This window comes from Vampirovibrio chlorellavorus (assembly GCF_003149375.1).
Lineage (GTDB): Bacteria > Cyanobacteriota > Vampirovibrionia > Vampirovibrionales > Vampirovibrionaceae > Vampirovibrio > Vampirovibrio chlorellavorus_B.
Genome location: NZ_QFWH01000007.1, coordinates 161356 through 184210 on the forward strand (window position 1 = coordinate 161356; position 22855 = coordinate 184210).

Sequence of the window (22855 nt, forward strand, 5' to 3'; positions counted from 1 at the left end):
CCCTCTCTATCCACACCTATTACTACCATTATAGCTTATTGTTGAGCTGTTTACACCTGTGTATGCTCGGTAATAGGTATTTTCAATGTTAAATAGCAAGCAAACTGTTGTTTACCTGCCACCTTAAAAGGGTTATATAGTCAGTAAGGCGCAAAGATAGAGGGATTGCAAAGCCTATTACGTTAAACAACCAAGAGGGATTTGACCAGCCCCATCTTATCTGGTTTTGATGAGCAAATAAGTATTTTCGCTACCAAAGTAATAAGAAAAACAGCTAATTCAGTTAAATTTCAGGGTCAAAAACTCGTCATCAAGTCCATAGCGAACCACGTCGATTCGCTCGCTGCACTGGGATACAAGGTCACCAGTCATTACAGGTAGCTGAAATGGAAAGAATGCTGGGTTGTTCAGTAGTAGTCCCAATGAACATTTAGATTCGGGGGTTGCCATAATTGCAGACTCTAGCATCAGAATAGCCATTTTCACGTCGGTTATGCATACCAGATTGGCTTTCTCATAACAACCTTTGGCTTTAGAATCCTTCAGGAATCCCCAAGCAACAAAGGAGCGGATAACAAATCGAGCATAGCGGCTGACCGTCTGACGGTCGCCATACTGTTCTTTCAGTCGGTTGATGATCTGAGTTTGGGTCACCTGATCCTGCAATGCCAGCAAGCGGCCGGTTTGCCGTGCCACATTAAACCAAAATGGATAGACCGCTGAGATCATCCCCCAATGAACTGCTAGGGCCATCGACGGGTGCTCTTGTAAAAAAGCCAGTGAGGCGTCCCGAAATGGGAGTAGCTCTTGTTCTGGAGCCGCCCAGATCTTCATAAGACTGTTGACGACAAAAGTTCGGGTCTGATCGCTTCGCTCGCCCTCGGAGCCATTACCTTTTCTTTCAGCAAGGAACTCATGTAGTTCTTGGCGGATGGCTTTTGTATCAAGTCCTGCCAGTATCAGATTGGCTGCTTTCTGCATCCACTCCAATCGGATAGCCTGCTTAATGCCAATAGAATCGTGTCTTTTGCCCATTAACGTCCCCTTCTTTCAAACTTAACAAGGGGCACAATGACTTCTTCGATGGCTATACCGCCGTGACCTACGATAGCCTCACCCGGATTTATGAATGCGTCGCGGCTACCGGCTACTAGGGGGAAATAATCTGGTGGCAAACCGACCGGCTGCCATTCGTGGGCAAACGGAAAGGGCCTAGCAACCTGAGAACGGAGTTCTGGAGTGGGGTATACGCGAACCCGCTCGCCGCGAGTCTCGGCGATCACACCTTCAGATGGTCGGCCTTTGCCTTCGCATTGAATATTGCCATGATCGGCGGTTAGCCAAACATCATAGCCGTAATCCAGAAGTTTGCTGACCAGAGAAGAAAGAAATCCGGCTTGGCACCATTGCTTGATCTGGTTATGCATCCCGGCCGAGCCGAGTTGCATGCCGTGCATGATCTTGTCGACTTTGTCCACGACTAGCCCAACCACCTTAGTCTTGCCGGGATTGATCGCGGAGTCAATTACGCTGGATGCATCGCCGTCGCCCAAACCACGCTGGTAGGTAACATCCAATCGAGACAAACCATGGCTTTCCCAAAACTGCTTCCAAAGCTTCTCTTCGTTATTGGTCGAGTTGATGGATGACGGGAAATAGAGCGGTGGCTTGCCTGAGAAGATTGACTGTCTAGATACCGAGGTCAGCGTTGGAATCCAGGCAAAAGTTGCGGTTTCGCGCATGACTAGATTACCATCCTGCTGTAGCAGAAGCTGGCGTATGGTCACCCACTGGTCGAGGGCAAGGCCATCAACCACAATCAGAGCGGCACTGCCACTCCCAGAATCCTCAAAATCCCGAGCTAGGCGACGCGGCACATGATGCAGCATGGCTGGATTTGTCGGAGGCAGATTGATCAGACTGGAATAATGGTCGGCCAGCCAACTAGCAAAGGTTGTGTTCAGAGCATCGCCAATTCCTCTGAGTCGGGTCTGATGCTTGATGCTGCTGCCGCAATGAACCAGCGAAGAAAGTTCAGCCCATTTCAGCGCAAAAGCAATCCAGTCAGTGTAACGCGCTTCCGCTGTGGGCAGATCCTTTTCGACAAGTTCAAACAATCGGGAAACACGAAGCTCTTCGTCATCTAAACTAGTCATAGCAATACCGCTTCGAAGCCAGGAACCGGCATCCACTTCAATATCTTTGGCCTCAACAGGCGTGAGTTTACCTTCAAGGAACAAATTGTCAATGTAAACCTTGATGTCCTGATGGTCGAAAGGCAGATAATCTGGGCCGGGATACTTAAGGCAAAATTCCGGCGAACCTGCTAGTATCTGATTGGCACTGCCAAGCTTGGAAAGAAACACCGGCCAACGTTCCTGCAAAAAAGCGAAAAAGGACTCGTCGTCTGGAAGAATTTCAGAAATTGGCCAAGTCTTGAATACGTCATGATGTTCGAGAACTTGTATGAACCGCTCGGATAACATCAGTGGGAGATGAAGCTTTCCATAATGTAGGCGAAGAAGAGCGCGAAGCAGCTCGACCTCATTGGCAATCAACTCAGTGGCCATGCCGAACACATGGCGGAGAATAAAATCCTTGGTGGCATTGTCTCCCATACGATCTGGAGACAACTTACGTTGGGCGTCAAAGAGTACATCAAGCAGGCTTCGATCGAGCAACTCAATGACCGGATAGCTCAGGTTGGGAAAGAGATCCCCAAGATTGAACGAAAGCTTCCTACCAGCCTGGAGCAGATCGTAAGGTATGGATTCCAGCTCGGTATCGTGCAAGCGGAGTATCACCACCAGGTCTGTTTGTTTATCTAAATCCCATATTGACCGGTACTTGGATTCATATGCATACCTGAATTCGACCGGGTCATTAAACTCTATAAGATCAAAACCGCGCTCCCGAAGCTCCAACGCTAGTTTTTCTTCGGTCAATAGACAGTTCGGGTCTGCAACCAATGTTAATTTGCTTACGTTGGGTACAAAGTCGTTCAGGATGGCGTCTCTCCAACTACTCATTGAGCGCCTCCATTAATAATGCGTAGCATCAGCAACGGTCGGATTTCCGGTAAGATTTGTCGCGCCAATTGCAGTTCATGTCGCCATTCGGATTCGTCCGCATCACAACGGGACAGCCTGAATTGTCTTACCGCTGGCAGGCCGAGCCGCTCAATAGCCTTACGGCGCGATGCAAAGGAAATAATACCGCGTTCCTCCTCCCTCGCCACAGATGAGATGTGTGCCTGCTGCAGGGCATCAAACAGTTCCTGTCCTGCCTGTTCTGCCGCTTCATGTAAATGCGTATGGGCGGCAATAGATTCATCCTGCCCGAGGGTAGTTTGCACTTGGATTTCTGTTGTCTGTATAGTATCCCAGATATGCCGTGCCGTGGGTAGAAACAGTTTTCCTTCCTCGCTTAAGAAGACGCTGACATAGCCACGCCGCACCATGGGGATTCGCAGAAGCTGGGTCTTTTGATTTATCCCAGCCTGAAGACGAATCTCAAACAGACCCCAAAAACCGGAGATGTTGGCAGGCAATCCGCTCACTGTGACACACGGCAAGGGCTGAGCTGCTGCTACCTGTGGCAAGTTAAGGGCTAAACCGCGAACACGGTTATTTTCAAGATTTAGCAGAGTGACGTCGGTCAGACGTTCCGCTTCCCGTGCGTTAAACACACACTTGTAGTGTTCCTGCCCATCAGGCCAGTTCAAATCCCACCAGGAGCGCTTACGGTTGGCCACACCGCCATGGGAATTAAGGTAGCTCACTGTCATTCGCTCCACCCAATGGGGCAGAGGATGGGAACGCATACGTTCAGCAGTTTGCAAATCCGGATCTTCAGAGATGCCATAGATGGCCGAAGACTGGCGTACTTTCTGAATCTCATCCCTTATCTGTTCCACTGTGTTTCCAATGGAAGTTTCAATTCCATCTGGATTTAGAATCGCCGAGGTGAATACCTCTTCGAACAACTCACCGGCCTGGACTGAGTCGAGTACGTCACCTGTTTTGTCGATGCCGAACTCGTCAAAGATCACCGAAAGCTTCTGCTCCAGCACTTCGCGAACGCGAAACTCGACCGAGTCCTCAAAAACGAAGTTTATGGCCCGTACCGTTTTAGGTTGGCCGATACGATCCACGCGTCCGATCCGTTGTTCCAGCCGCATCGGGTTCCAAGGAATATCATAATTGATGATCACATGGGCAAACTGCAGATTAAGACCTTCACCGCCCGCATCAGTGGAGATCAGCACACGATGTGTATTTCGAAATGCATTCTGGGCCTGCTTACGTTCCTCCATATTCAGGGAACCATTCAGGGTAACAACCGAGATGCCCCGTGCTTCGAGAAACTCTTTTAACATCTCCTGGGTAGGCACGAACTCAGTGAAGATCAACACCTTCAGATCCGGCTCGTTCTCCTCTGCCTGAAGTTGATAAATCCACTCGATCAGTGCCTCAGCCTTGGCGTCCGGTCCTGCCTCTTCACAGCGGACCGCCGCATCCAACAGCATCTCTACATGGCTGCCTTCATTTCGCAGGGCTGCTACATGGGATTTCAGCAGCTCATCAAGCAGTTCTTGGCCGTTCATGTCATACAAATCGTCGAGATTCTCTGATTTATCTTCGCCGTTCTCAATCTTCGCCAGGCGAAGGCTAGCTTGTTGTTCACCATCCCTAAGAGCAGCAAGCCGCCGTTCCATGGTGGTTCGGATTGCCCGGGTACTCGATACCACTAGGCGCTGCATTAAGATCATCAGAAAACCAATATGGCGTTTTTTCTCGCGAAGAGCCTGATTGTAACCCTCGCGCACATAATCGGTCACCGCATCGTAAAGAAGCTTTTGCAGGTGATGGCGCATCTCCCAGGCCACCGGAACCATCTGCGTACGCCGGGGCCTGAAGAGCGGCTGGCCTTCAGAATCAATGGCTTTACGTTTTTCTGTTCGAATGACAAATGAGGCCACCCTTTCTCGGGAGACACTATCTATATCTGGGAAGGCATCATCATCCAGCAGGTTCATCAAGCGATAGAAAGCATCGGTTTTGCCCTGATGGGGTGTTGCAGAAAGCAATAGCAAATAGGGCGCAGCCTCCGAAAGACCCTTCCCGAGCTTGTAGCGGGCGACCTGGTCATTACTGCCGCCTAGGCGATGCGCTTCGTCCACCACCACCAAATCCCAACCGGCGGTAATTAGTTCCTCGAATCGGTTTCGGTTGTATTCGGCAACTTGTTCGGCGGTCCAGCCACGTCGCTTATCCATGGGTTTGACCGAATCCAGAGAGACGATGACCTGATTAAACATCGACCAGGCAGAACTCCGATGGCTCGCCCCTGGAGCCAGACGCTGCAAGGTGCTGATGTCATCACCCAGCACTAGTTGGAACTGCTCGTTGAAGTGGGTTTGCATTTCGGCCACCCACTGGGTGGCCAGACCCTTAGGTGCGACGACCAGAGTGCGCCGGACTAGGCCGCGAAGCTTTAATTCGCGCATAATCAGCCCAGCCTCGATGGTCTTGCCGAGACCTACCTCGTCTGCTAGAAGGTAACGCACACGGTCACCGGAAATGGCCCGGGATAAAGCGTGGATCTGGTGTGGAAGCGGGATAACATTGGATTCCATGGGGGCCAGTAATACGTGCCCCTCGGTGGCGTTGATGGAGCCTTCTAGCACCTCGGCCACTTTTGCTGCAGCAGAAATATAGGCAATGCGTCCGGCCTCGATCTCCGGCTGGATACCAATAGTCAGCGGTCGTAAGTCAGAGCTGAGAATGCGAACCACCGCATCTTGGTTCGGGAGCCAGATACGGCAAACCGTCTGCCCCCACAAAGTCTGTTCGTCAATCACCTTGCAGGCACTTTTATGAATGATGCTGTAGTGCCACGAACTCATAAGATTTCCAACTCATCCTTACCACCGATATTGGCAAATTCAATCGCTCCATCGGAACGCTTCCAAAACATTAACCTGAGGCCCACCCCTTTCTTTGTCATGTGCGTCCTGAAAGCTAATGCACCACCGTCTCTAGTTCGTTGCCTTGCTGTTCCTTCAGCACTCTCTTTAAACTCTTTAACAGGATTTTTGGGGATTCCAAGAACAATGCGTGCGCAGGACTCAACTGTAACCATTGCATAATCACGTCGTGAATCTGCACCCCATGTATGAAGAGATGCGACAAAATCATTTCCAATTATGAAATCACTTATTGCATTATCGACTGCTCCCGCCGAAATAAGATTTTTGACACATTTATCTATACACAAGCGAACCGCCTCCTCGCTTGAAGCTCTATCCCAAATGGTCCATAGATCTAGTGACTCAGTCAGTTGCTCGTGACTAAAAACTACTGCTATGCTTTGTGAAATGGAAGTCGGCATCACCCTCTGTGTGTCGGAATCGGTTGAGACAAGACCGATGTCGTGAAAGTCGGCTTTGATAGAAATGGATGACGGAGGCGGATTTTCAGTCACGCCTCCAGATGCGACAATTAGACGAGATTCAAGACAATCAGTGGCACACTCGTTTTCCTTTATTCCAGCAATCAATAGATCATCTTTGAATGCCACTCTACAGTTCGTACTCAACCGATCAAGGATCGCCGTCGGAGCGAACTCAAACGATTCTTCCGCAATGAGAACTGCATTTATCCCGTAATAATCTTCAAGGGAGGGTGTCCTTTCCAAAATAGAATTAGCCACCCTAGAAACCGTATTTGCATCGGCTAATGTACATTCAAATATTTCTAATAGTTCTGCCAACCTATGCCGATGCGGAAATTCACCATCAGTGTTCAGTGCGATCCTTGCTGAATCAGATAACAGAACGCAAGTATCAGCTCTATCGAGAAACCCACGCCATCCAACAATCGCACTAATGAATTCTTCAAGCTGATCGAGAGAATTGCATGGATTAGGCAGACACAGCAAGAATGGATCGACGATCACCTCTTGAGCCGACATAAAGTTAATCCTTATTTTTCTTTGCGCGCTTTTTGACTAGCGCAGCATTAAGGATAGCTTCAGCCTGCTGTTGAGATTGATCAAAGAATCCTTCCGGCCAGTCTAAAATGGCTCCATACTCATTAATCACTACTTCTCGGAAAAATGAACCCTGCGATGGCTTTTCTACGAAATAAATCTTAGTCAGATTGTTTAATTCCTTCCCGGCTGATGCTGCAGCAATCCGGAAACGGAGACGATCGATAAAGTATTCGCTATGGGTCTCAACAATACACTGCTTGTTACATAAGGCCATAGAGAGGAAAAAGTCGCCCAACAGGGTCTGAACCTTAGGGTGTAAATGTAGCTCGGGCTGTTCAAAAACCAGTGTGGAGTCTGTTTCTGCCAGTAGACACATAACCAGAATCGGCAACACTTGACTAACGCCTACACCCACATGTGTAAGGTCGTGTGGATTATCCGAATTGGAAAGTGCCACCTTCAGTTCATGTCCCAGTTTTCCTTTATCCTGGCTTGTTACTGAGCTAGCCACGCCAAGATATTGCATCCAATCGATAACTGCTGCTTCAAGTGTCCTTGTTACCGTTTTGCGATCAATGACAGGGTTTTCGAAATTTGTAGATGGGATATACCGGATCTGCCTGTTCTTATGTAATTCAAGAATAGAAGCTGTGTGTTCTCCACGTAAACCCACGTCATATGGATCGTTAGTGGCTGCAAGTGGATACAACGGCTTGGGAGCATCTCTTAATGGGCCAAGGTATTTTAAAGCGGAGGCGAAGAAGTTGTCCAGATACCGTGTGGCTTCTGTTATTAAACGGGGAGGTCTGGCTTGGATAACAGCATGGGACTCAGGCTTCGCTTCTGTTGATGCTTTTAAGGCTGTGTGGATCAGATCGAAAAGGTCTTCACGTTCACGCAGCGTCTGCTGAACTTTTAATCGGTCCACGCGCGGCAGGCTACGCAGTCGTTCATGCCACTCACTAAAGGTGAGCGTTTCGGCCCCAGTATCAAACAGTGTCCCCTGCCGATACTTATCCTTGAATGTTTGATCAAATTCAATTGTGTCTTTAAGGACTTCACGTAAGACAGCAAGTATCTCTTCAGAAAGAAGTATCTCCCTTCCCATACTGCGTCCTAATCCCATGGCACCACGGCCTAGGTCTTGGAGTACCAAAGTGATGAAGTTTGCATCCTCTTCAATGGTATTGATGGAGTATATAATCCTCTCGGGAAGGAAGTGTCTCAGCATGCAGCCAATAAGTTTGGCAGAGCGGACATCGGCCCTCACCTCGCTCATTGAGCCCTCGTCCAGTTCAACGGCGTAGGTCAAGCTGGTACGTAGTTGGTCGTCGATTTCATTTACACCATCAACACCTTCGATTTCGGAAATAGCTTTGATGGTGTGACGAACTGAAATGTCTGCTTTCTGATCGACATTGTCCTCATCTCTGGATAAGCAAGACACCTGTGTAGCAAAAAGTCGAGGCTGAATTTGAAACAGATCACGTTGAGAGCTTGATGGATCGGCATCGAAAGAAATCTCGCAAGCGATTTCCTGAAGCTGATTGGAGCGTGGCCCAAAGTAAACAGTGCCTCGGGCAGTGTATTGAGACTGTTTCGGTATTGCAGCCTCATGATAAACTAGAGGTCGACAGGTGCATTTGATGGTGATTTGGTCCGACTCACTATCGTTAGATTTAAGGTCATCAAACTGACCCAGACTCGTTAGAGCACCATTCAAGACGACAGAGCGCGATCCGACTTTGTGGGCCAAAGTCTGTGCAACAAGCAGAACCGATTGAATAAATGTACTCTTTCCACTGCTGTTCGCGCCAGCGAAAATCGTTAGCGGACCGAGATCCAGTTCGGTTTCCTCGCGAATCGATTTAAAGTTGAAGACTTTCCATTTGGTAATCATGCTCTATTCCCCTCCCATGCGGGTTACCGCTTGGTCGTACCACATGAGTAGCTTGGGATCTTCTTCTAGGACGTTATTGGGGATCAATTCTGCCACTTTTACAATGATTGCGTAGTCACGCTCTTGCCAGGCTTTCTTGAATCCGGCACGAACCGCTTCCAGACGGAAGACCTTCAGCTTCTTCTTGGCATCTTTGTATTCCTCGAACTCTTTTAGCAGTTCCTTCTCACGCAGCCGCTCTAAGTCACCCGCTTTATTGGGATCGGGTACAAACCAACGATCCCGAGCTTTGTCCATCAATGCAGGTGAATCTTTTGGTAGATTGCGCAAATCTTTCCAGTTACTAGAGAGGTAAGTATGGATTTGCTCTGGTACAGGTTCTTTTCCATCGTACCTTATGAAGTTTTGTTCCAATAAGGTTGATAATTCTAATTTTTTTTCGTTTTTGTTCCAACCACCAATTTCTTTTAAAAATTGAGGATGAATATCTTGGAACGATTGTGGCTTAACCTTGAGTATCTGACGGAGCCATTGGATTGCAGAAGTCTCGTCTGAAACGAACAAAGCAAGCTGCTCTAACGAATCTATTGAAATACGTTTTTTATCGTATTCAATAATCTGTTCAGGTAGAAAATACATCCCATCGCGTTCAGCAAAGCGATTTGCCAAGCCAACATAAAAATCAGAAGTGGATAACGGCACGGTTACCCCACGCTGAACATGAAATGCCAGCATTCTATCGAAAAGAAGGAAGTTTTGTCTTTCGCTGATCATAACAGCCTTTCCATTCTGCTCAACGAATACTGGAAGAATCATGAGATGTGTTCTAACAAAATCCCAAACACCTTTCTCTGTACCAGATTCAAGTGCGAAACGCTCTTCAAGCCCTCCATTTGGGCGGTAAGCACTTATTACAAGGTCCTGTTTCGCAATATTTGCATGTGTACCCTGAAGCATAGTTATTTTTTTCTTGTCAAGAATACGAACATCAGCAATTACAAAGCCTGCTTCCCAAATAGACGCCTGCAATGCCTGCCAAACCGAGTTGCTGGAATTGTGAAACTCAATCGTCATCCACCTGCCAGGCTTCAAAACACGATACATTTCTCTAAAGCAGGAACTCATCAATTTGTGATATTCGGACAAATCTTTACTTTGGTGTTGATTCTGAATAGCCTCATGTTTATCGTTTGTAAATACGCCGAGCCAACTTTCATATAAGAAATTCAACTCTGAATACATTAAATTTGCGCCAAAGGGTGGGTCTACGAAAATGTAATCTATCGATTTATCACTAATATTAGAAAGTTCTGTAGAAGATTGATTTGAAGTTATAGCTCCCCGATAACCAAGATAAGAACATGACCTATGTGTTTTTACTTTATCTCGAAGGTATAGGATAGGATTCCGTTCCACCTGAAGGGGTGGCATGTACAAAGTTCCAGAAAACGGCCCAACAACCCCTGAACCGTTTTTCTTGGGTATAAACCTATTCATCTTTGTAAGGCGGGTTAACAGAGAAGTAAAGACGAACAGACCATAATTTCCGTATTCACTTATCAAATGCTTTCTTAAATCTAATGCAATTGCAAAAACTCTCCTGTCAAAAAAATGATGGGTATAGTCCATACCGAAATGGTATCCGGAACGGTGCATATCTCCCTTTATAAATTCTAATGGTTTGTAATCTATACCTGATGGAATACTTGGTGGCCTGCTTATTATTTTCAAGTCTTCCGAATCAGGTTTCTTCTCAAAACCTTTGCTTCCAATTATATAATTAATCAATACTGGAATACGCTTGATTCGAAGGGCAGGCTTTCCAGCTATATCGTCAAAATATGTTTCATGCGCCCTTTCGCATGTTAATGAGTTTATCGTGTTATGACAATGTGGACATGGGTATTCTTTGTGCATTTTTCCTGTTTGTGGATCTACACCATTTTCCCAAAACGGAAATTCATTGCTGCAATTTGGGCAAATAAATACATCACTCCAAACAACAAAATTGATCTTTCGTTTTTTTCCCTGCTCATCTAGAGTTGAGAGAAATTTCTCATACTTGGCATCTAACTCATCAATAAGCTCTGATATCCTTGGCAAAGAACGCATGGGTGACTTGCTCACATATTTACTAGAAACAAATGCAGCACAAGGTGATAAGTCACATGAAATTGATTTTCTTCTTGTTAGGGAAGACGCAACACTCGTCATTCCGCTGCCGGCAAAGGCATCAAGAACAATATCCCCTTCCTCAGTAAAATGTTCAATGAAGTGAGTTATCGATTTGTATGGAACTTTTGTGTGGTAACTATGAAGCTTATAAATTGTATCGTTCTTTCCTTCGCTCACGTCGGCAGCAAAAGGTTCGCGGTGGTAATGGTAGCCCTCTGGCTTCTCAGGCTTCTGCGACTCCCACTCTGCAATGAAATCTGTAATCCAAGGGTTTGGGCAGGCAGTATAGTATGGAGGATCACTCAGATTCAAAATGTCCTCATCGCTTCCGATGGGAAAACCTTCAATCTTCCGGAACTCTGGATCCTTCAGCTTCTTGCGCAGTTCCTCGGTGAAGTGGGAGCGGCGGGCTTCTTCATTTTCAAAGGTCATGCCAAGGCATGTTACTGGTTCTGAATCGATCACCACTTGCTCAGTAAACAAGGTTCCCTCTCCCTCCGCAGCAGGAACAAATTCTGTTTTGAACAATTTCTTTTGTTCGGTCATTACTTACTCCTGCTCCAAAACAAGTCTAACTTTGTTGGGATCTTTGCCTTTTACTAGCGTATCAATATAATCATCAAAACGCTGTTTCAGCTCTTGCGGGGTGGAAGGACCGCTACTTTCCTGAAGCGCTTTATGAAGTTCCTTTTCTTTAACGGGAACCTTAACAAGCCCAGAGAGAACTTCCTTTAACGAGTGAACAAGGTTATTATCCACGGGAACAGGAAGTTCTTTAGTTTTAATAAGTGTGTTAATGAGGTCTTGGTCTTCAGTTTTCAAAAGTTTTATGGCTTCTTGGGTAGTTGGGTCATCCAGATTCTTCAGAATAATCGATGTCCAAGTGTCCACTAGTGCATCAAGCTGATCTTCCAACTGCTCAATTGTCTGAGTTCCTGCTACTACTGAAGTTTCCACGGCAGGCTTGAAATTACAGTGAGGACAAATAGGTGATCTATCAAGATGTTGTTCGGTCAGGGCAAAGCAACTTTTTAAGCCGGCAAGGCGATTCTGATACTCAGTAAGCTGTTGCCTAGGCATCAGGTCGATACCAGCTAGCTTTTGTACCGTTTGCAATCGTTTATCATTGAGTAAGCTCACTTTACGTTTGTCTTCATTGGCACCAAGCCTGGCCTTAGTATGAAGACCGCTGTACGTAATAATATAATCCTTCTTGAGTTCTTGTAACTTGGTACTAATACTTTGAGATAGAACGACCAGATTACTTATGTCAACCTGCTTGAGGTCATCCAGAACATCTTGCCGGATTGCTCTCATGCGATCCACCCAGTTATGCTCTGCGGGAAGCACTGCCTCGGCTTTGGATAGCCAGGATATAGTTGGATCATGAACTACAATAAATTTCCGTAGGGCGTCCAGTTTGTCGAGTATCTTGATGGTTTTTTCGTGAACCAGAACTTCGGGGGCGCTGTACCGGAAATTCTTTAGCTTGCCCGGTGAGGTATAGGCTTGAAGTGATTCAAAAAAGCTCTTAGCCTCATCCAGCCCTCCGGTTTGGCTGGCAAGTTCGGTACCGAAAAGCAGGTCGAGTTCCCAGAAATGAAGCCCGTTGCGTAGGGTCTGCTGGGTTTCAACGATACGCTCAACTGTCTGGGTTACAGCCTGCTGCAGGTTCTGCACCGGCTCGTCCTTGCCTTGGGTAACAAGCTGGGCCATACCTGGCGTCATGCCGAGCATTTCGAACAACGCTTTGAGTGCCGGTAGGTTCCATTCTTTGGGTTGTTCAATATGTTTAAAACGTACTAGGTCATCTATGCTGGTTGCAGCAAGTTTTTGCAGCCCGGTAGCGTCAAATTTCTCACCAGGGATGGCGAGCACAATATCTCCAGAATATACCAATGACGCTATCAGGACAGTAACCCATTCTGGCTCCAGACGGAAGATGCCTGGGTTCATGTACTCAAGCCCATGGTCGTCTATGATAATCTCGCTGCGGTTTACCACTTGGCCGTGGCCCTTAGCCTTCACGGTATCAAGGATAAACTTGGTATATTTCGAATTGTAGGGAGCAATCTTCTCGCCGTCGAGCAGATCCAAGGCATCCAACACGGCGGTGGCCTGCTTGGTTCTGTTCTGACCAGAGATGCCCCGCAAGGCATCCTGAGCAGCCTGTGCACGGTTATTACCGGTAATTAGAACTGAGAAGCACGGATAGGCTGGGGCTTGGTCCTCGAAGTTCGGAGCAAGACAGACCCCGGCAACGGTGTTGACCAGGTCACGGAAATTGATGGTTTCGTGGGGTGACAGACCGGACAGTTCTCGGATTGATTTGCCTTTAGCCCATTCGGTTATGGACTTGGTACGTCCCTGGTAGGTGACATCAAAGGCATCGCTCATGTGTTTCTGTAGCCACTGGACAAGCTTTTTTAGGAAACCGTTGGCCTTAGATTCATAAGTTGCTTTAGCGTGACCTGATGAGGTGGCAGCGAGATCAAGTGCAGCCGCATAGCCCTTGAGCGCAGTCTGGAATTCTTCGTCGGTATCTTTCAGGCGAAAGAAGACCTCGTCATTAACCTTGTCGTCTTTAAAGCGAGGCGGATCGTTGGGCTGGATGAAGTACAGGTAGAAGTCCCGCTGCGGAACGGCGGTGGAACGCTCGTTGGGAGCGCCGAAAAAGAGGTAACCTGTACGAGCGGCCTTGTGCTCTTGCCAAACCAACTCGTGTTGCCAGATTTTGTAGCCTGTAACGTAGGTAGCGTCCTGGCATTCCATGACCCGCTTGAGCGCCTCGTAATAGAATCGGTCGAGCTGAGCCAGTCCCAAGCTTTCAGCCCGCTTGTCGATCAGGGCATCGAAGTCATCGGTTTTCTTCAGGTCGAGATAGAACTGGCGGCTGTCAGCATTGAAAGTAATGAACTGCCCGTTCACCGTTTTGTGTATCTCACGCAGGACTGTCTCCACGTGAGTCTGCAGATCCTTGTCGGGTTCGTCGCTACCCAGTTCGGCAATCAACGGATCGTAGAGACAGAGGCGATCGCGCAATTCTTGGGCGGATGCGCCTATAGGTGCATAAATATCACCAGTAGTTAGGCGGTGAACTGACAACGCATGTATAAGGCGAAGAGCCATCGGCTTGTATTGCTTGCGAGTAATAGCATTCTCAACGCGGGATTCCAACACCTGACTGCAATCTATGACTGCCCGAATCTCGGGAATGGCGCGGAAGGAAGCGTTCTGCTTGAGTGTGTTCCAATAGCTGTCGAAAGCGAGCAGTCCAGGTTCGTCCTGCGGTACATTCTTATCGAGAATACCCTTCATTCCTATAGACAGCGTTTTGAGCACCTCGCGCTTTTCCACTACAGTGACTCGTTCGAAGGTGTCGATATAGTCTGGATGCACTGGGAAGAGTCGAACAAATTCGTCTATGCGTTCGTTCAGTCCGCTGTAGTATTTGGCAAAGGGCATTAGGTAGTCGCGAATCTTGGCTTGCTGTTCGGTCGTCTTCTTAAGTAGACGCTCGGCAACCACGAATTTCACATCATTGCGTACAATGAGTATCTGCTCGAAACGGTCCTTCACTCGGCGGATGCTATCGGCGACAAAGGCAAAACGCGGGCTATCAAAAATAGCCTCTTGGACACCGGCCATGAAGCGAAAGCGAAGATCTTTACACACTTCACCAACTTCACGGAGGAAATTGAGATCGAGGATCAGCTCTTGGTCCTTGCGGGTGCGGAGATAGTCAAGCAGCTCATCGACCACCAACAGCAGTCCGTGCTCGGGGAATGCCTCGCCAAACTTTGCCATCATGTCTTCGAAGGCCCGTTTGTGGCTGGTGATTGTCCCGGCTTCGGGGAATACATATTCCACGCCGAGTTTTTCGAGATTCTCTTCTAACTCGGCCACCAAGATGTCACGTAGGGACATGGTAGTAGCCCCGATCTCGGTGCGGATAACCTTGAATCGTCCGGCAATCTGGGAAGCAGCATCGCGGACACCGGAGTGGTTCAGTCCTTCCAGCAGGGAGCCATCTGCGGCAAGGCTGGATACCACCGACATTAAGTGCGATTTACCGGTACCGTAGTTACCAACCACCAGCAGCCCCTTGTTGTCAACCGGGTGATCAAATTGCATTTGGGGAATGACAAGCTGCGTGAGCCGTTCGGCCATCTCTTCGGAAATAACATAGGTATTCACTAGGTGATGCGCGGCACCCGATTTATCAGCGTCTCGTAACTGTACAACTGACTCAATGGGGTCAAATTGGATCAGCTCTCCGTATTTCATGCTTGCCCTACTTCCGTATTGTTTTTTGTCGATTCGATTGTGGCCGTACCATCCATGGAAACGATCATCACATCGACGGAATCGTAGATTCGGTACTCTGGATGACCGTTTTCAGCATACGAAAGCCTGCCACCAGTAAAGATTCCATTCCACGAAGCCACTATTACACGATTTCTAGAAATGCCCTGTAACAAACGTAGGGGATCCTGCTTGAGCTCTTTATCAAAAAGAATTTCAAGATTGTCCAGCACAAGAGGTGTTTGAGCTTTATCAATGATTTTATCAAGTGCAGTTGGTAATTGCAGTGATCTCTGCTTTGCCGTCAACTCCAACAGCTCGTTTGAAAGGAGCAGATTGATGTTGATAACAGATGTTCCGAACTCCTGCGCTATATTCCGCAGAACGTAAGACTTACCGGAACCGAATTCACCCACCAGTAACACCAATCTGTGATATAAACCTTCGGCAGCTTCCACAGATTGTTTTATTTGTTGTTGTATTTTATCGCGCATTTGATCAGTCATGGGATCTTCTTACTAGCAGGCTGATTTCCCTGTGCCTTGATCCAAGTATCAATTTCGCACTGCCGAAACCGCCAGGAACCGCCGACTTTAAAGCCCGGCACTGTACCTTCTGCCACCAGCTTGTATAGGGTTTTTTCCGCCATTTTTAGGTAGACAGAAAGTTCCTTGATGGTCATAATGTCACTTTCTACCAAGCCTGTACTTCCTTCCGCTCATCAGGGACTAGATAGAAAATATCGGAAAATCAAGAAATGGGCAAGGCAAAGATAGCAGGGTTTCTAGATGAGGGGCAAAAGATACCCTCACGGGGACAAGACCAGCCACATTAAAGGCAATCAGTCCCGAGAAAATTGTTCTAATGAATAATAGAATGGCTAAGTTGCCCTAGAGAGCGCGAACTAGCTGGACAGCAGTTCCCAATTCGACTATCTTCTTGGTCTGTTGATACTCCGAGCCGATACCCGGCCCAGTCACGCTGGAAAGGTAATTTTGCCTCATTTTCCAGGCTTTTCGGAACCCTTCTGCCCCATATCTTAAGGTGCCAGGGCCATATCGTGCATTCAAGACATCCATGACAGCCATCAGGCTTTCCGTTTCAAGCGGGTCATGGCTATCAAGCAAGCTCCATTGCATCTCGCTTGCCGGAATCAACCCGTCCACCATCACATCCCCCCGCTTGTAGCGATACCCTTCCCGGTATATCTGCTCCAGGCACAGAACGGCAATCTTGATAATCTCGCTGGTGTCGATAGTCGGGCACAGCAGAGGCAGCTTCATCCCGTTGAAATACTGCGGTTCGTCTCTCAAGAACGGGTTGGTCTCGATGCCGACCGCAACTGAAGTGCAGGCAAGCCCCTCCATCCGCATTTTGTGGGCCGAATGCGCTGCATAGGCGCTGATGGCTTGCCTTAACTCATCATAATCCTCAATCAGATGGCCGAAACTGAGCGATGAGCGGATAGATTTCGACATGGGCGGCCCTGAGAGCAGCGGCAAGCAGGAAATGCCTCGCAGCTCCAGCACGGTGCGGGTCAAAACCACATTAAAGCGTTTGAGGATCATTTTCTCATCGGCGTCGCGCAGGTCTTTGGCCGTATGGATCCTGCATCCCCTCAGTTTTTCTGCCCAGCGCCTACCCACGCCCCAGACATCTTCCACATCGGTTCTCTCAAGGGCAATATCAATCCATTTGGGATCGGTGAGTACCAGAACCCCCTGCGCCTTTTTGGAGGCCTTGCCAAGCTTGTTGGCGATTTTAGCGAGCGTTTTGGTCCTTGCAACCCCGACTCCAACCGGAAGCCCGCAGTATTGCAGGAGGACTTGCTTGATTTCGCGGGCGTGGGCATCGAGATTGGGGATGCCATTCAAGTCCAAAAACGCCTCATCGCAGGAATAGACTTCGATTTTCGGGGCATAGTTCTCCAAGACCGCCATAACGCGGCCCGTCATCTCGTTATAGAACGGGTAATTGCTGGAGCGGTAATAGACTCCCAGCTCGTCCCATCGTTTTTTGTTCAAGTGAAACGGATCCAGACCAATACCCAAAGCTTTGGCCAGCTTGTTTCTGGCCACCGCCATCCCGTCGTTATTGGACAAAACAACGCCCGGCCTGCCTTTGAGCTTGGGGTTGAGCAGCTCTTCGCAAGAGCAGAAGAAGCTGTTAACGTCCACCAGGCCAAAAACAGGCATATGGTCTACCAGCTCTGGGCATGGATGTTGAAAGTGACCGTCCCATGATAATAGTCCGCGTTCATCACGACTCTGGGGACGGCATAGCCTTTATCATCCACAAGAAGCAGGCGGTTACGATCCTGAACCAGGCGACGCAAGCAGTATTCCCCGTCGATATCGGCCAGAATGACTTTGCCGGGCTGGGGCTTGAGGGAGCGATCCACAATCAGGGTGTCGCCCGGAAATATGCCCTCGATCCCGTCATCAGGCGCCGGGCACAGGAATGTTGTCGGCTTGTTGCGAATGAAACGGGCATTAAGATCGGTATTGAGGTACCCATCCGCCAATGCCTGCGTGAAATCATCGCCAGGTTGATCTGGCCGCGCCAAAGCATCACCCATTCCTGAGTGTCCTCCTTCTTCTCTCTTACGTTAATATGGCCCCGGTTCGAGATACACTCATGATTACTCGAACTTTTGTTCGATTTCAAGCATGAGTCTGTTGATTAACCCTTCGGACGCTTTCCCAAAAGTGATTAGCGATCAAACAGGCCCAATTGCGTAATCGGGTTAGGCTTTGGGCGCTTTGCCTGGAGTGCCAGAGCCTCTTCAAAGGCGCATTCCATCGGTTCTTGAATCTCGAAATCGGCATTTACGATGACCGGAACCCGGTCTATATCCCTGAATATCTCTTGTGGCGGATGGGTCACGACATAGACGAAGGTTTTGCCACGCTGGATTAGTTTCAGGCCCTTTAAAAAAGTGTCCGGGCGCATGGCTGGATACCAGACCGACCGTTCAAAACCTTCTGGCTTCTCGCAAAACTCAAGCGCCGGGATGAGAACCTTGGCAGGATCAAACCGCTGCCAATATTCCTTATCGAGGCTCTCCAGCCTGGCCCAGCCGTTATGTGGCACATCAAAGTCGTGAAAATCCGGATCGGTTTCCCTTCTACCCCACTGCACAAGGGTTTCTCCGTCCTCGTCAATGATAGGGATGAGTGCTTGCGGTCGAGGAAAATAGACCGTGCGAGCCGTAATCTCGCCGGTTTCCGGGTCTGTATGCCGATACTTCATTCCACCGCACATGAAATCGTCCTCTTTAGTTTATTATAGCGCCTTTGCCAGCTTACTTTGCCAGGCACAAGAGGGGTTGTCGGTATGACTGTTAAGGGCTCATCTGATCGATCCAAAATGAACCGCTGGCAACAAAGGCAAATCAGCTCAATGTTGCCAGCGAATCGACTCCCAAATTCCTCAATACAACCCGTAAAGCTACAGGCGACATCTCGATAGACTTGCTTTACAATAGGAAATGAGGATAGAGCAATGAGCGACAACTCGAAAATCGAATGGACAGATTCTACTTGGAATCCTGTAAGGGGTTGCACTAAAATCAGCCCTGGCTGTCAGCACTGCTATGCTGAGACCTTTGCCGAGAGATGGCGTGGGATTAAAGGACATCCTTATGAGAATGGATTTGACTTACGGCTTGTTCCGAACAAGCTGACAGAGCCCCTTAAATGGCCGAAATCCAAAATGATCTTTGTGAATTCAATGAGCGACCTTTTCCATAAGGACGTACCTACCGAGTACATCCACAAAGTAATAGAGGTAATGCTTTTAGGTAATTGGCATACCTACCAGGTTTTAACGAAGCGGCCTGAGCGAATGCTGGAAGTGCTTTCCAATGCGCCTTTTGATGTTACAAAAGCAAAGCATATATGGTGGGGCGTAAGCGTTGAAAATAAGAAGCACGGTCTACCAAGAATAGAACTGCTGCGTAAATGCCCTGTTGCCATGCGCTTTCTATCGGTCGAACCCTTGTTAGAAGATTTGGGGAAATTCAATTTAGTGGACATTGACTGGGTTATCGTAGGTGGCGAAAGCGGCCCTGGAGCCCGGCCAATGGAAGAAGCCTGGGTCTCTTCGATTCAGAAACAGTGCAAGAAATCCGGAACTGCCTTTTTCTTCAAACAGTGGGGCGGCGTTCAGAAATCCAAGGCTGGCCGCGAATTGAACGGCAGGACTTATGATGAATTTCCCATCCGCGTTCAGGCTACCATTACTGATAAAGCCGTCAGAGAAAAGTATATCCAGCAGTTTGAACGTATCGCTATCTAGTTTCGGAGCCAGAGCACTTTATTGTTCTCTCTGATTTTAGGAACTCTTTGCCCATCTGCAAAGCCGCAATAATCCAAGTCTTCGCCCTTTTTCCATTCCGCCAGAAATGCTTTAAGGGTTTTATGGCTAATCATTGGGAGCTGTAATGCGAAGGCGAATAGATCATCGTAGAGGATACTCCCAGCCTGTACTAGCTTTTCGCGAATCTTTGCTTTCCCGATAGAGTGATAATAGCCTCGCAGTTCGTCGATGTAACCACCATCTCCATTGAACTCCGCTCTTTCAAGAGATGAAAATAAGCAACTCTGGAGAGACCCATCAATTTCCTGGTTCTCTTTCTTATCCTTTACTAATGCACGCCCCACCTTCTGCTGTTCCATCAGCTTATCGGTAATTTCGCCAAATTTTTCAAGCCCGATAGGGTTTCTAGTCCCATAGATCAAGTGGAAGTGATTTCGCTGCTGTTCGGGATTTGCGATGACAGCGCTTGCTACGTAATCGTAACCTGCAAATTCCCGTAGACTGTTGCAATATTCCTCAACTACGAAATCCTCTCTTTCTCTGCCAGAAAGGGTCTTGGCCTGAGATCGGATATGTTCTATCCGATCCTGCCCAAAGAGTTTAGAGAAAGAGTTTTCGGTAAATTCTTCAGCGACGAAGCGAGTAATATCCTTGGTCATGAGGTTGATCAAAACTTCGCCCCGGTTAGAACGTAGAAGGCCCTTGATGTCATCCATTGCGAAGCCGGTCCAGCCGGTAGGGTCAATAAAGAAAAAGGTAAAGTTGTTAGCGGATTTCCGGTCAATAAAGGCCTGGATCTGCGGGATGGTTTTCGTAAACTCGGAATTATGGGATTCAATGTCATAGGCTCCGAAGGGGCTTAGCACCTTTTCCAGGTTAGAGTAGGCGGCTTTATCCTTCTCGATAAAGGTAAACCGCATTTCGACATTTTTTCCCCTCTCCTGTAATGCCTTCCGGGCGTTGAGAAGTTCGGTAATGGCAATCTTCGGGGACGTGTCTGAAAAATTTTCTGTTTCCGATTTCCAGGGCCCGGCAAAGCAATCAATGTAGTTGAGATGCTGAACACCGGACATGCCGGTTTTCATTGCCAAGATGCAAAGATATTGCTTGAGTACGTAATGCTTGAAAAGGCTTTGTTCTCGGCCCTCGTAGTCATCAGACAGCACAAACCCTTCTGATGCGGCGCTCAATACCACGTGTACTTACCTCGCTCGAAACCCAACAGTATCCATCAATGATACGCTTAAAAGTAGTCGTATTGTTGAAGTCTTAAGGATTTTTTTAGGTTTCTGCTGAGGCTCGGCAGAAGTTCAATAAAAATCCGGCAACCAAGGCAATGTTGCCTCGATTGCCGGTTTGATATCTCTATCCCTGAGCCTACCAGTCCTTCATGGCCTTGATCATCTCGTCCTCAGTCGTCTTGCAGTAAGAACGCGTTGTGGTAATGTCCGCATGTCCGCATGCAAGCTGCAGCATGACCAAGGACCGGCCCTTATTGGCGTTAATGGTGACAAAAGCCCGCCGCAGGGCATGGGGGGAGACTTCAATGCCCGTTCTTTTGCCGAGCTTGCTCATCCGGGTCAGGACGCCACAGCGAGTGATGGGTTGCCCGATAATGTCGAAGGTCAAAGGGTCATCGCCCTTCTTGGTGGGATGCTTTCTCAGATGCGCTTTCAGGGCCTTGGTTGCCTCAGCGTTCAAGCCGATCTTCCTGCGCTTGTTGCCTTTGCCTTTCTCCACGATGAGAAAACCCTCATCCAGATAGATGTCTTTGACCTTCAAATCGCAGAACTCGGCGGCTCTTAAGCCCGTATTGGCCAGCATGGTGAGAATGAACATGTCGAGATCCGTCTTGCAGGCACCCTCAAGCTTCTTGATCTGCTCCTCGTTGACCGAAATCTGCCGTGGCGGCAAGTGCCTTCTCGGCTTGAGAACCTTTGCCTTGCCAAGGAAGGATTCGCTCAAGCTGTTTTCCCGGATCAGGAACTTGGCGAAACTGACAATGGCCCGGTGGTACTTGTTCTTGCGGGCGAATTGGTTGACCGGCATCTTTTCCATCGCTTGTCTGAGATGATCGCCGTTCACCTCCGGATACCGGCTCAGGTATTCGTTTACGTAATAGACGTAATGATCGACCGTGATGGGACTAAAGGGCTTTCCCGTCATCGTGCCGCATTCCATCGCCCGCTTCCAGTCCTCCACGGCGTCTGCATGGTTAGGGTAGCGGGCAGGGTGGGTCATCTCCTCGTCTTGGGAGCCCGTCAGGAGTTCTGTAATCAGTTCCTTTAACACGCGGTTGGGTCTGCTGCTCATCATGACCTTCCTTTCAAATAGGCTAAACACACTAAAAGCCGGCAGTAAAGGGGAATCGCCGGCTATTCATGCCATATTATCCAGATGGTGTGTCTTTGGGAGCATGCCATGAGGCATATCCTTGCATTTCCTAGTAATAGAGGAATGGAAACCTGCTAGATGAAATCATTCAGGAACATACTCCAACCTCATGCGTCTACATGCCCTCATAATGAGGAAAAATGGATGATAAAAGGAGGATTTCAGGAAAATCAGCTATCCAGGAGCCGAATGCGTCTGGAATCCATGGCGTGGAAGGCCATTTCGGGGGCCATGCTCAACAAATCTGGGACCATGTTCCCAGGAATCGATGTCAGGCCCCCCGGGAATCCATGACACCTGTTTGTCACCATATTTCATGTCAAAAAGTTGACAAAACCCACTGTTTACTGGTATTTTGGATGTATATACTTCAGCTTATGGACCGGATTTTTTAACAAAAGGGACATAAAACCTGAAAAACGGCTCATAGGGCGGAGGAGCGCCTGATAAGGGTGAGGTCCGGTGTTCAAGTCACCGATGGCCCACCATTTAAACTAATTCTACACTAAGTAAAGTGAAAAGCCCCCCAAAAAAAAAGACTCACTTTTACAAACCAAAAGTCTACAAAAGCTCCTCACCGAGGGGCTTTTATCGTTTTTAGGAATTACTCACTTTTACAAAACAACTGAGTCATAAGGGTGAGACCTGAAAGAGAAAGGCATTGATTCTATTTTCATTGACCCAGGCTCTCCTTGGCAGAACGGAAAGTGCGAAAGTTTTAACGGTAAATTGAGGACTGAATGTCTCAATGCCACTTGGTTCAGG

The 22855-nt window shown here is 48.2% G+C and carries 15 protein-coding genes and 1 pseudogene; 2 read left to right on the plus strand and 14 right to left on the minus strand.

Annotated elements, in window-relative coordinates; translation table 11 throughout:
- Positions 1 to 279 precede the first annotated feature (279 nt).
- The 12 genes from DF283_RS10475 to DF283_RS10530 form a co-directional block, all read right to left on the minus strand.
- Entirely contained in the window at positions 280 to 1035 is a 756-nt protein-coding gene (locus tag DF283_RS10475; protein WP_303674808.1) for a hypothetical protein, read from the minus strand.
- Entirely contained in the window at positions 1035 to 3029 is a 1995-nt protein-coding gene (gene pglZ, locus DF283_RS10480; protein WP_303674809.1) for a BREX-3 system phosphatase PglZ, read from the minus strand. Before pglZ ends, DF283_RS10475 begins: the two co-directional genes overlap by 1 nt.
- Entirely contained in the window at positions 3026 to 5908 is a 2883-nt protein-coding gene (locus DF283_RS10485; protein ID WP_303674811.1) for a DEAD/DEAH box helicase, read from the minus strand. Before DF283_RS10485 ends, pglZ begins: the two co-directional genes overlap by 4 nt.
- Positions 5905 to 6975 carry a hypothetical protein gene (locus tag DF283_RS10490; protein WP_303674812.1) on the minus strand — a complete coding sequence of 357 codons (1071 nt, stop codon included), beginning with the start codon at positions 6973 to 6975 and terminating at the stop codon, positions 5905 to 5907. The genes DF283_RS10485 and DF283_RS10490 overlap by 4 nt, the downstream gene beginning before the upstream one ends.
- Before the next feature lie 4 nt (positions 6976 to 6979).
- Positions 6980 to 8896, minus strand: coding sequence for an AAA family ATPase (locus DF283_RS10495; protein WP_303674813.1), 1917 nt, complete (start codon positions 8894 to 8896; stop codon positions 6980 to 6982).
- 3 nt (positions 8897 to 8899) lie between these two features.
- Positions 8900 to 11617, minus strand: coding sequence for a DNA methyltransferase (locus DF283_RS10500; RefSeq protein ID WP_303674815.1), 2718 nt, complete (start codon positions 11615 to 11617; stop codon positions 8900 to 8902).
- Between the two features lie 3 nt (positions 11618 to 11620).
- Positions 11621 to 15358 (minus strand): DUF6079 family protein, encoded by a 3738-nt coding sequence (locus tag DF283_RS10505; protein ID WP_303674816.1) that lies wholly within the window; start codon positions 15356 to 15358, stop codon positions 11621 to 11623.
- Positions 15355 to 15882, minus strand: a complete 528-nt coding sequence (gene brxF, locus DF283_RS10510; protein WP_303674817.1) for a BREX-3 system P-loop-containing protein BrxF — start codon at positions 15880 to 15882, stop codon at positions 15355 to 15357. The genes DF283_RS10505 and brxF overlap by 4 nt, the downstream gene beginning before the upstream one ends.
- The gene (locus DF283_RS10515) at positions 15879 to 16058 is read right to left on the minus strand and encodes a helix-turn-helix domain-containing protein (protein ID WP_443083015.1); all 180 of its coding nucleotides are present in this window, start codon (positions 16056 to 16058) and stop codon (positions 15879 to 15881) included. The genes brxF and DF283_RS10515 overlap by 4 nt, the downstream gene beginning before the upstream one ends.
- A gap of 208 nt (positions 16059 to 16266) precedes the next feature.
- Positions 16267 to 17571: a Y-family DNA polymerase gene (locus DF283_RS10520; protein WP_303674820.1), complete on the minus strand. Its 1305-nt coding sequence runs from the start codon at positions 17569 to 17571 to the stop codon at positions 16267 to 16269.
- A 5-nt stretch (positions 17572 to 17576) separates the two neighbouring features.
- Complete coding sequence (locus DF283_RS10525; protein ID WP_303674821.1) at positions 17577 to 17954, minus strand: LexA family protein; 378 nt, start codon at positions 17952 to 17954, stop codon at positions 17577 to 17579.
- Between the two features lie 134 nt (positions 17955 to 18088).
- Positions 18089 to 18640, minus strand: a complete 552-nt coding sequence (locus DF283_RS10530) for a hypothetical protein (RefSeq protein WP_303674822.1) — start codon at positions 18638 to 18640, stop codon at positions 18089 to 18091.
- 240 nt (positions 18641 to 18880) lie between these two features.
- On the opposite strand from DF283_RS10530, the gene DF283_RS10535 reads away from it, so the two are divergent.
- Positions 18881 to 19675, plus strand: coding sequence for a DUF5131 family protein (locus DF283_RS10535; RefSeq protein WP_303674823.1), 795 nt, complete (start codon positions 18881 to 18883; stop codon positions 19673 to 19675).
- Here DF283_RS10535 and tcmP read toward each other — a convergent pair.
- Positions 19672 to 20892: a three-Cys-motif partner protein TcmP gene (gene tcmP / locus DF283_RS10540; protein WP_303674824.1), complete on the minus strand. Its 1221-nt coding sequence runs from the start codon at positions 20890 to 20892 to the stop codon at positions 19672 to 19674. The genes DF283_RS10535 and tcmP overlap by 4 nt on opposite strands.
- Positions 20893 to 21073: 181 nt before the next feature.
- Complete coding sequence (locus tag DF283_RS10545) at positions 21074 to 22012, minus strand: tyrosine-type recombinase/integrase (RefSeq protein ID WP_303674825.1); 939 nt, start codon at positions 22010 to 22012, stop codon at positions 21074 to 21076.
- Positions 22013 to 22756: 744 nt separating this feature from the next.
- On the opposite strand from DF283_RS10545, the pseudogene DF283_RS10550 reads away from it, so the two are divergent.
- Positions 22757 to 22855, plus strand: a pseudogene (locus DF283_RS10550) (integrase core domain-containing protein); the annotation flags it as partial.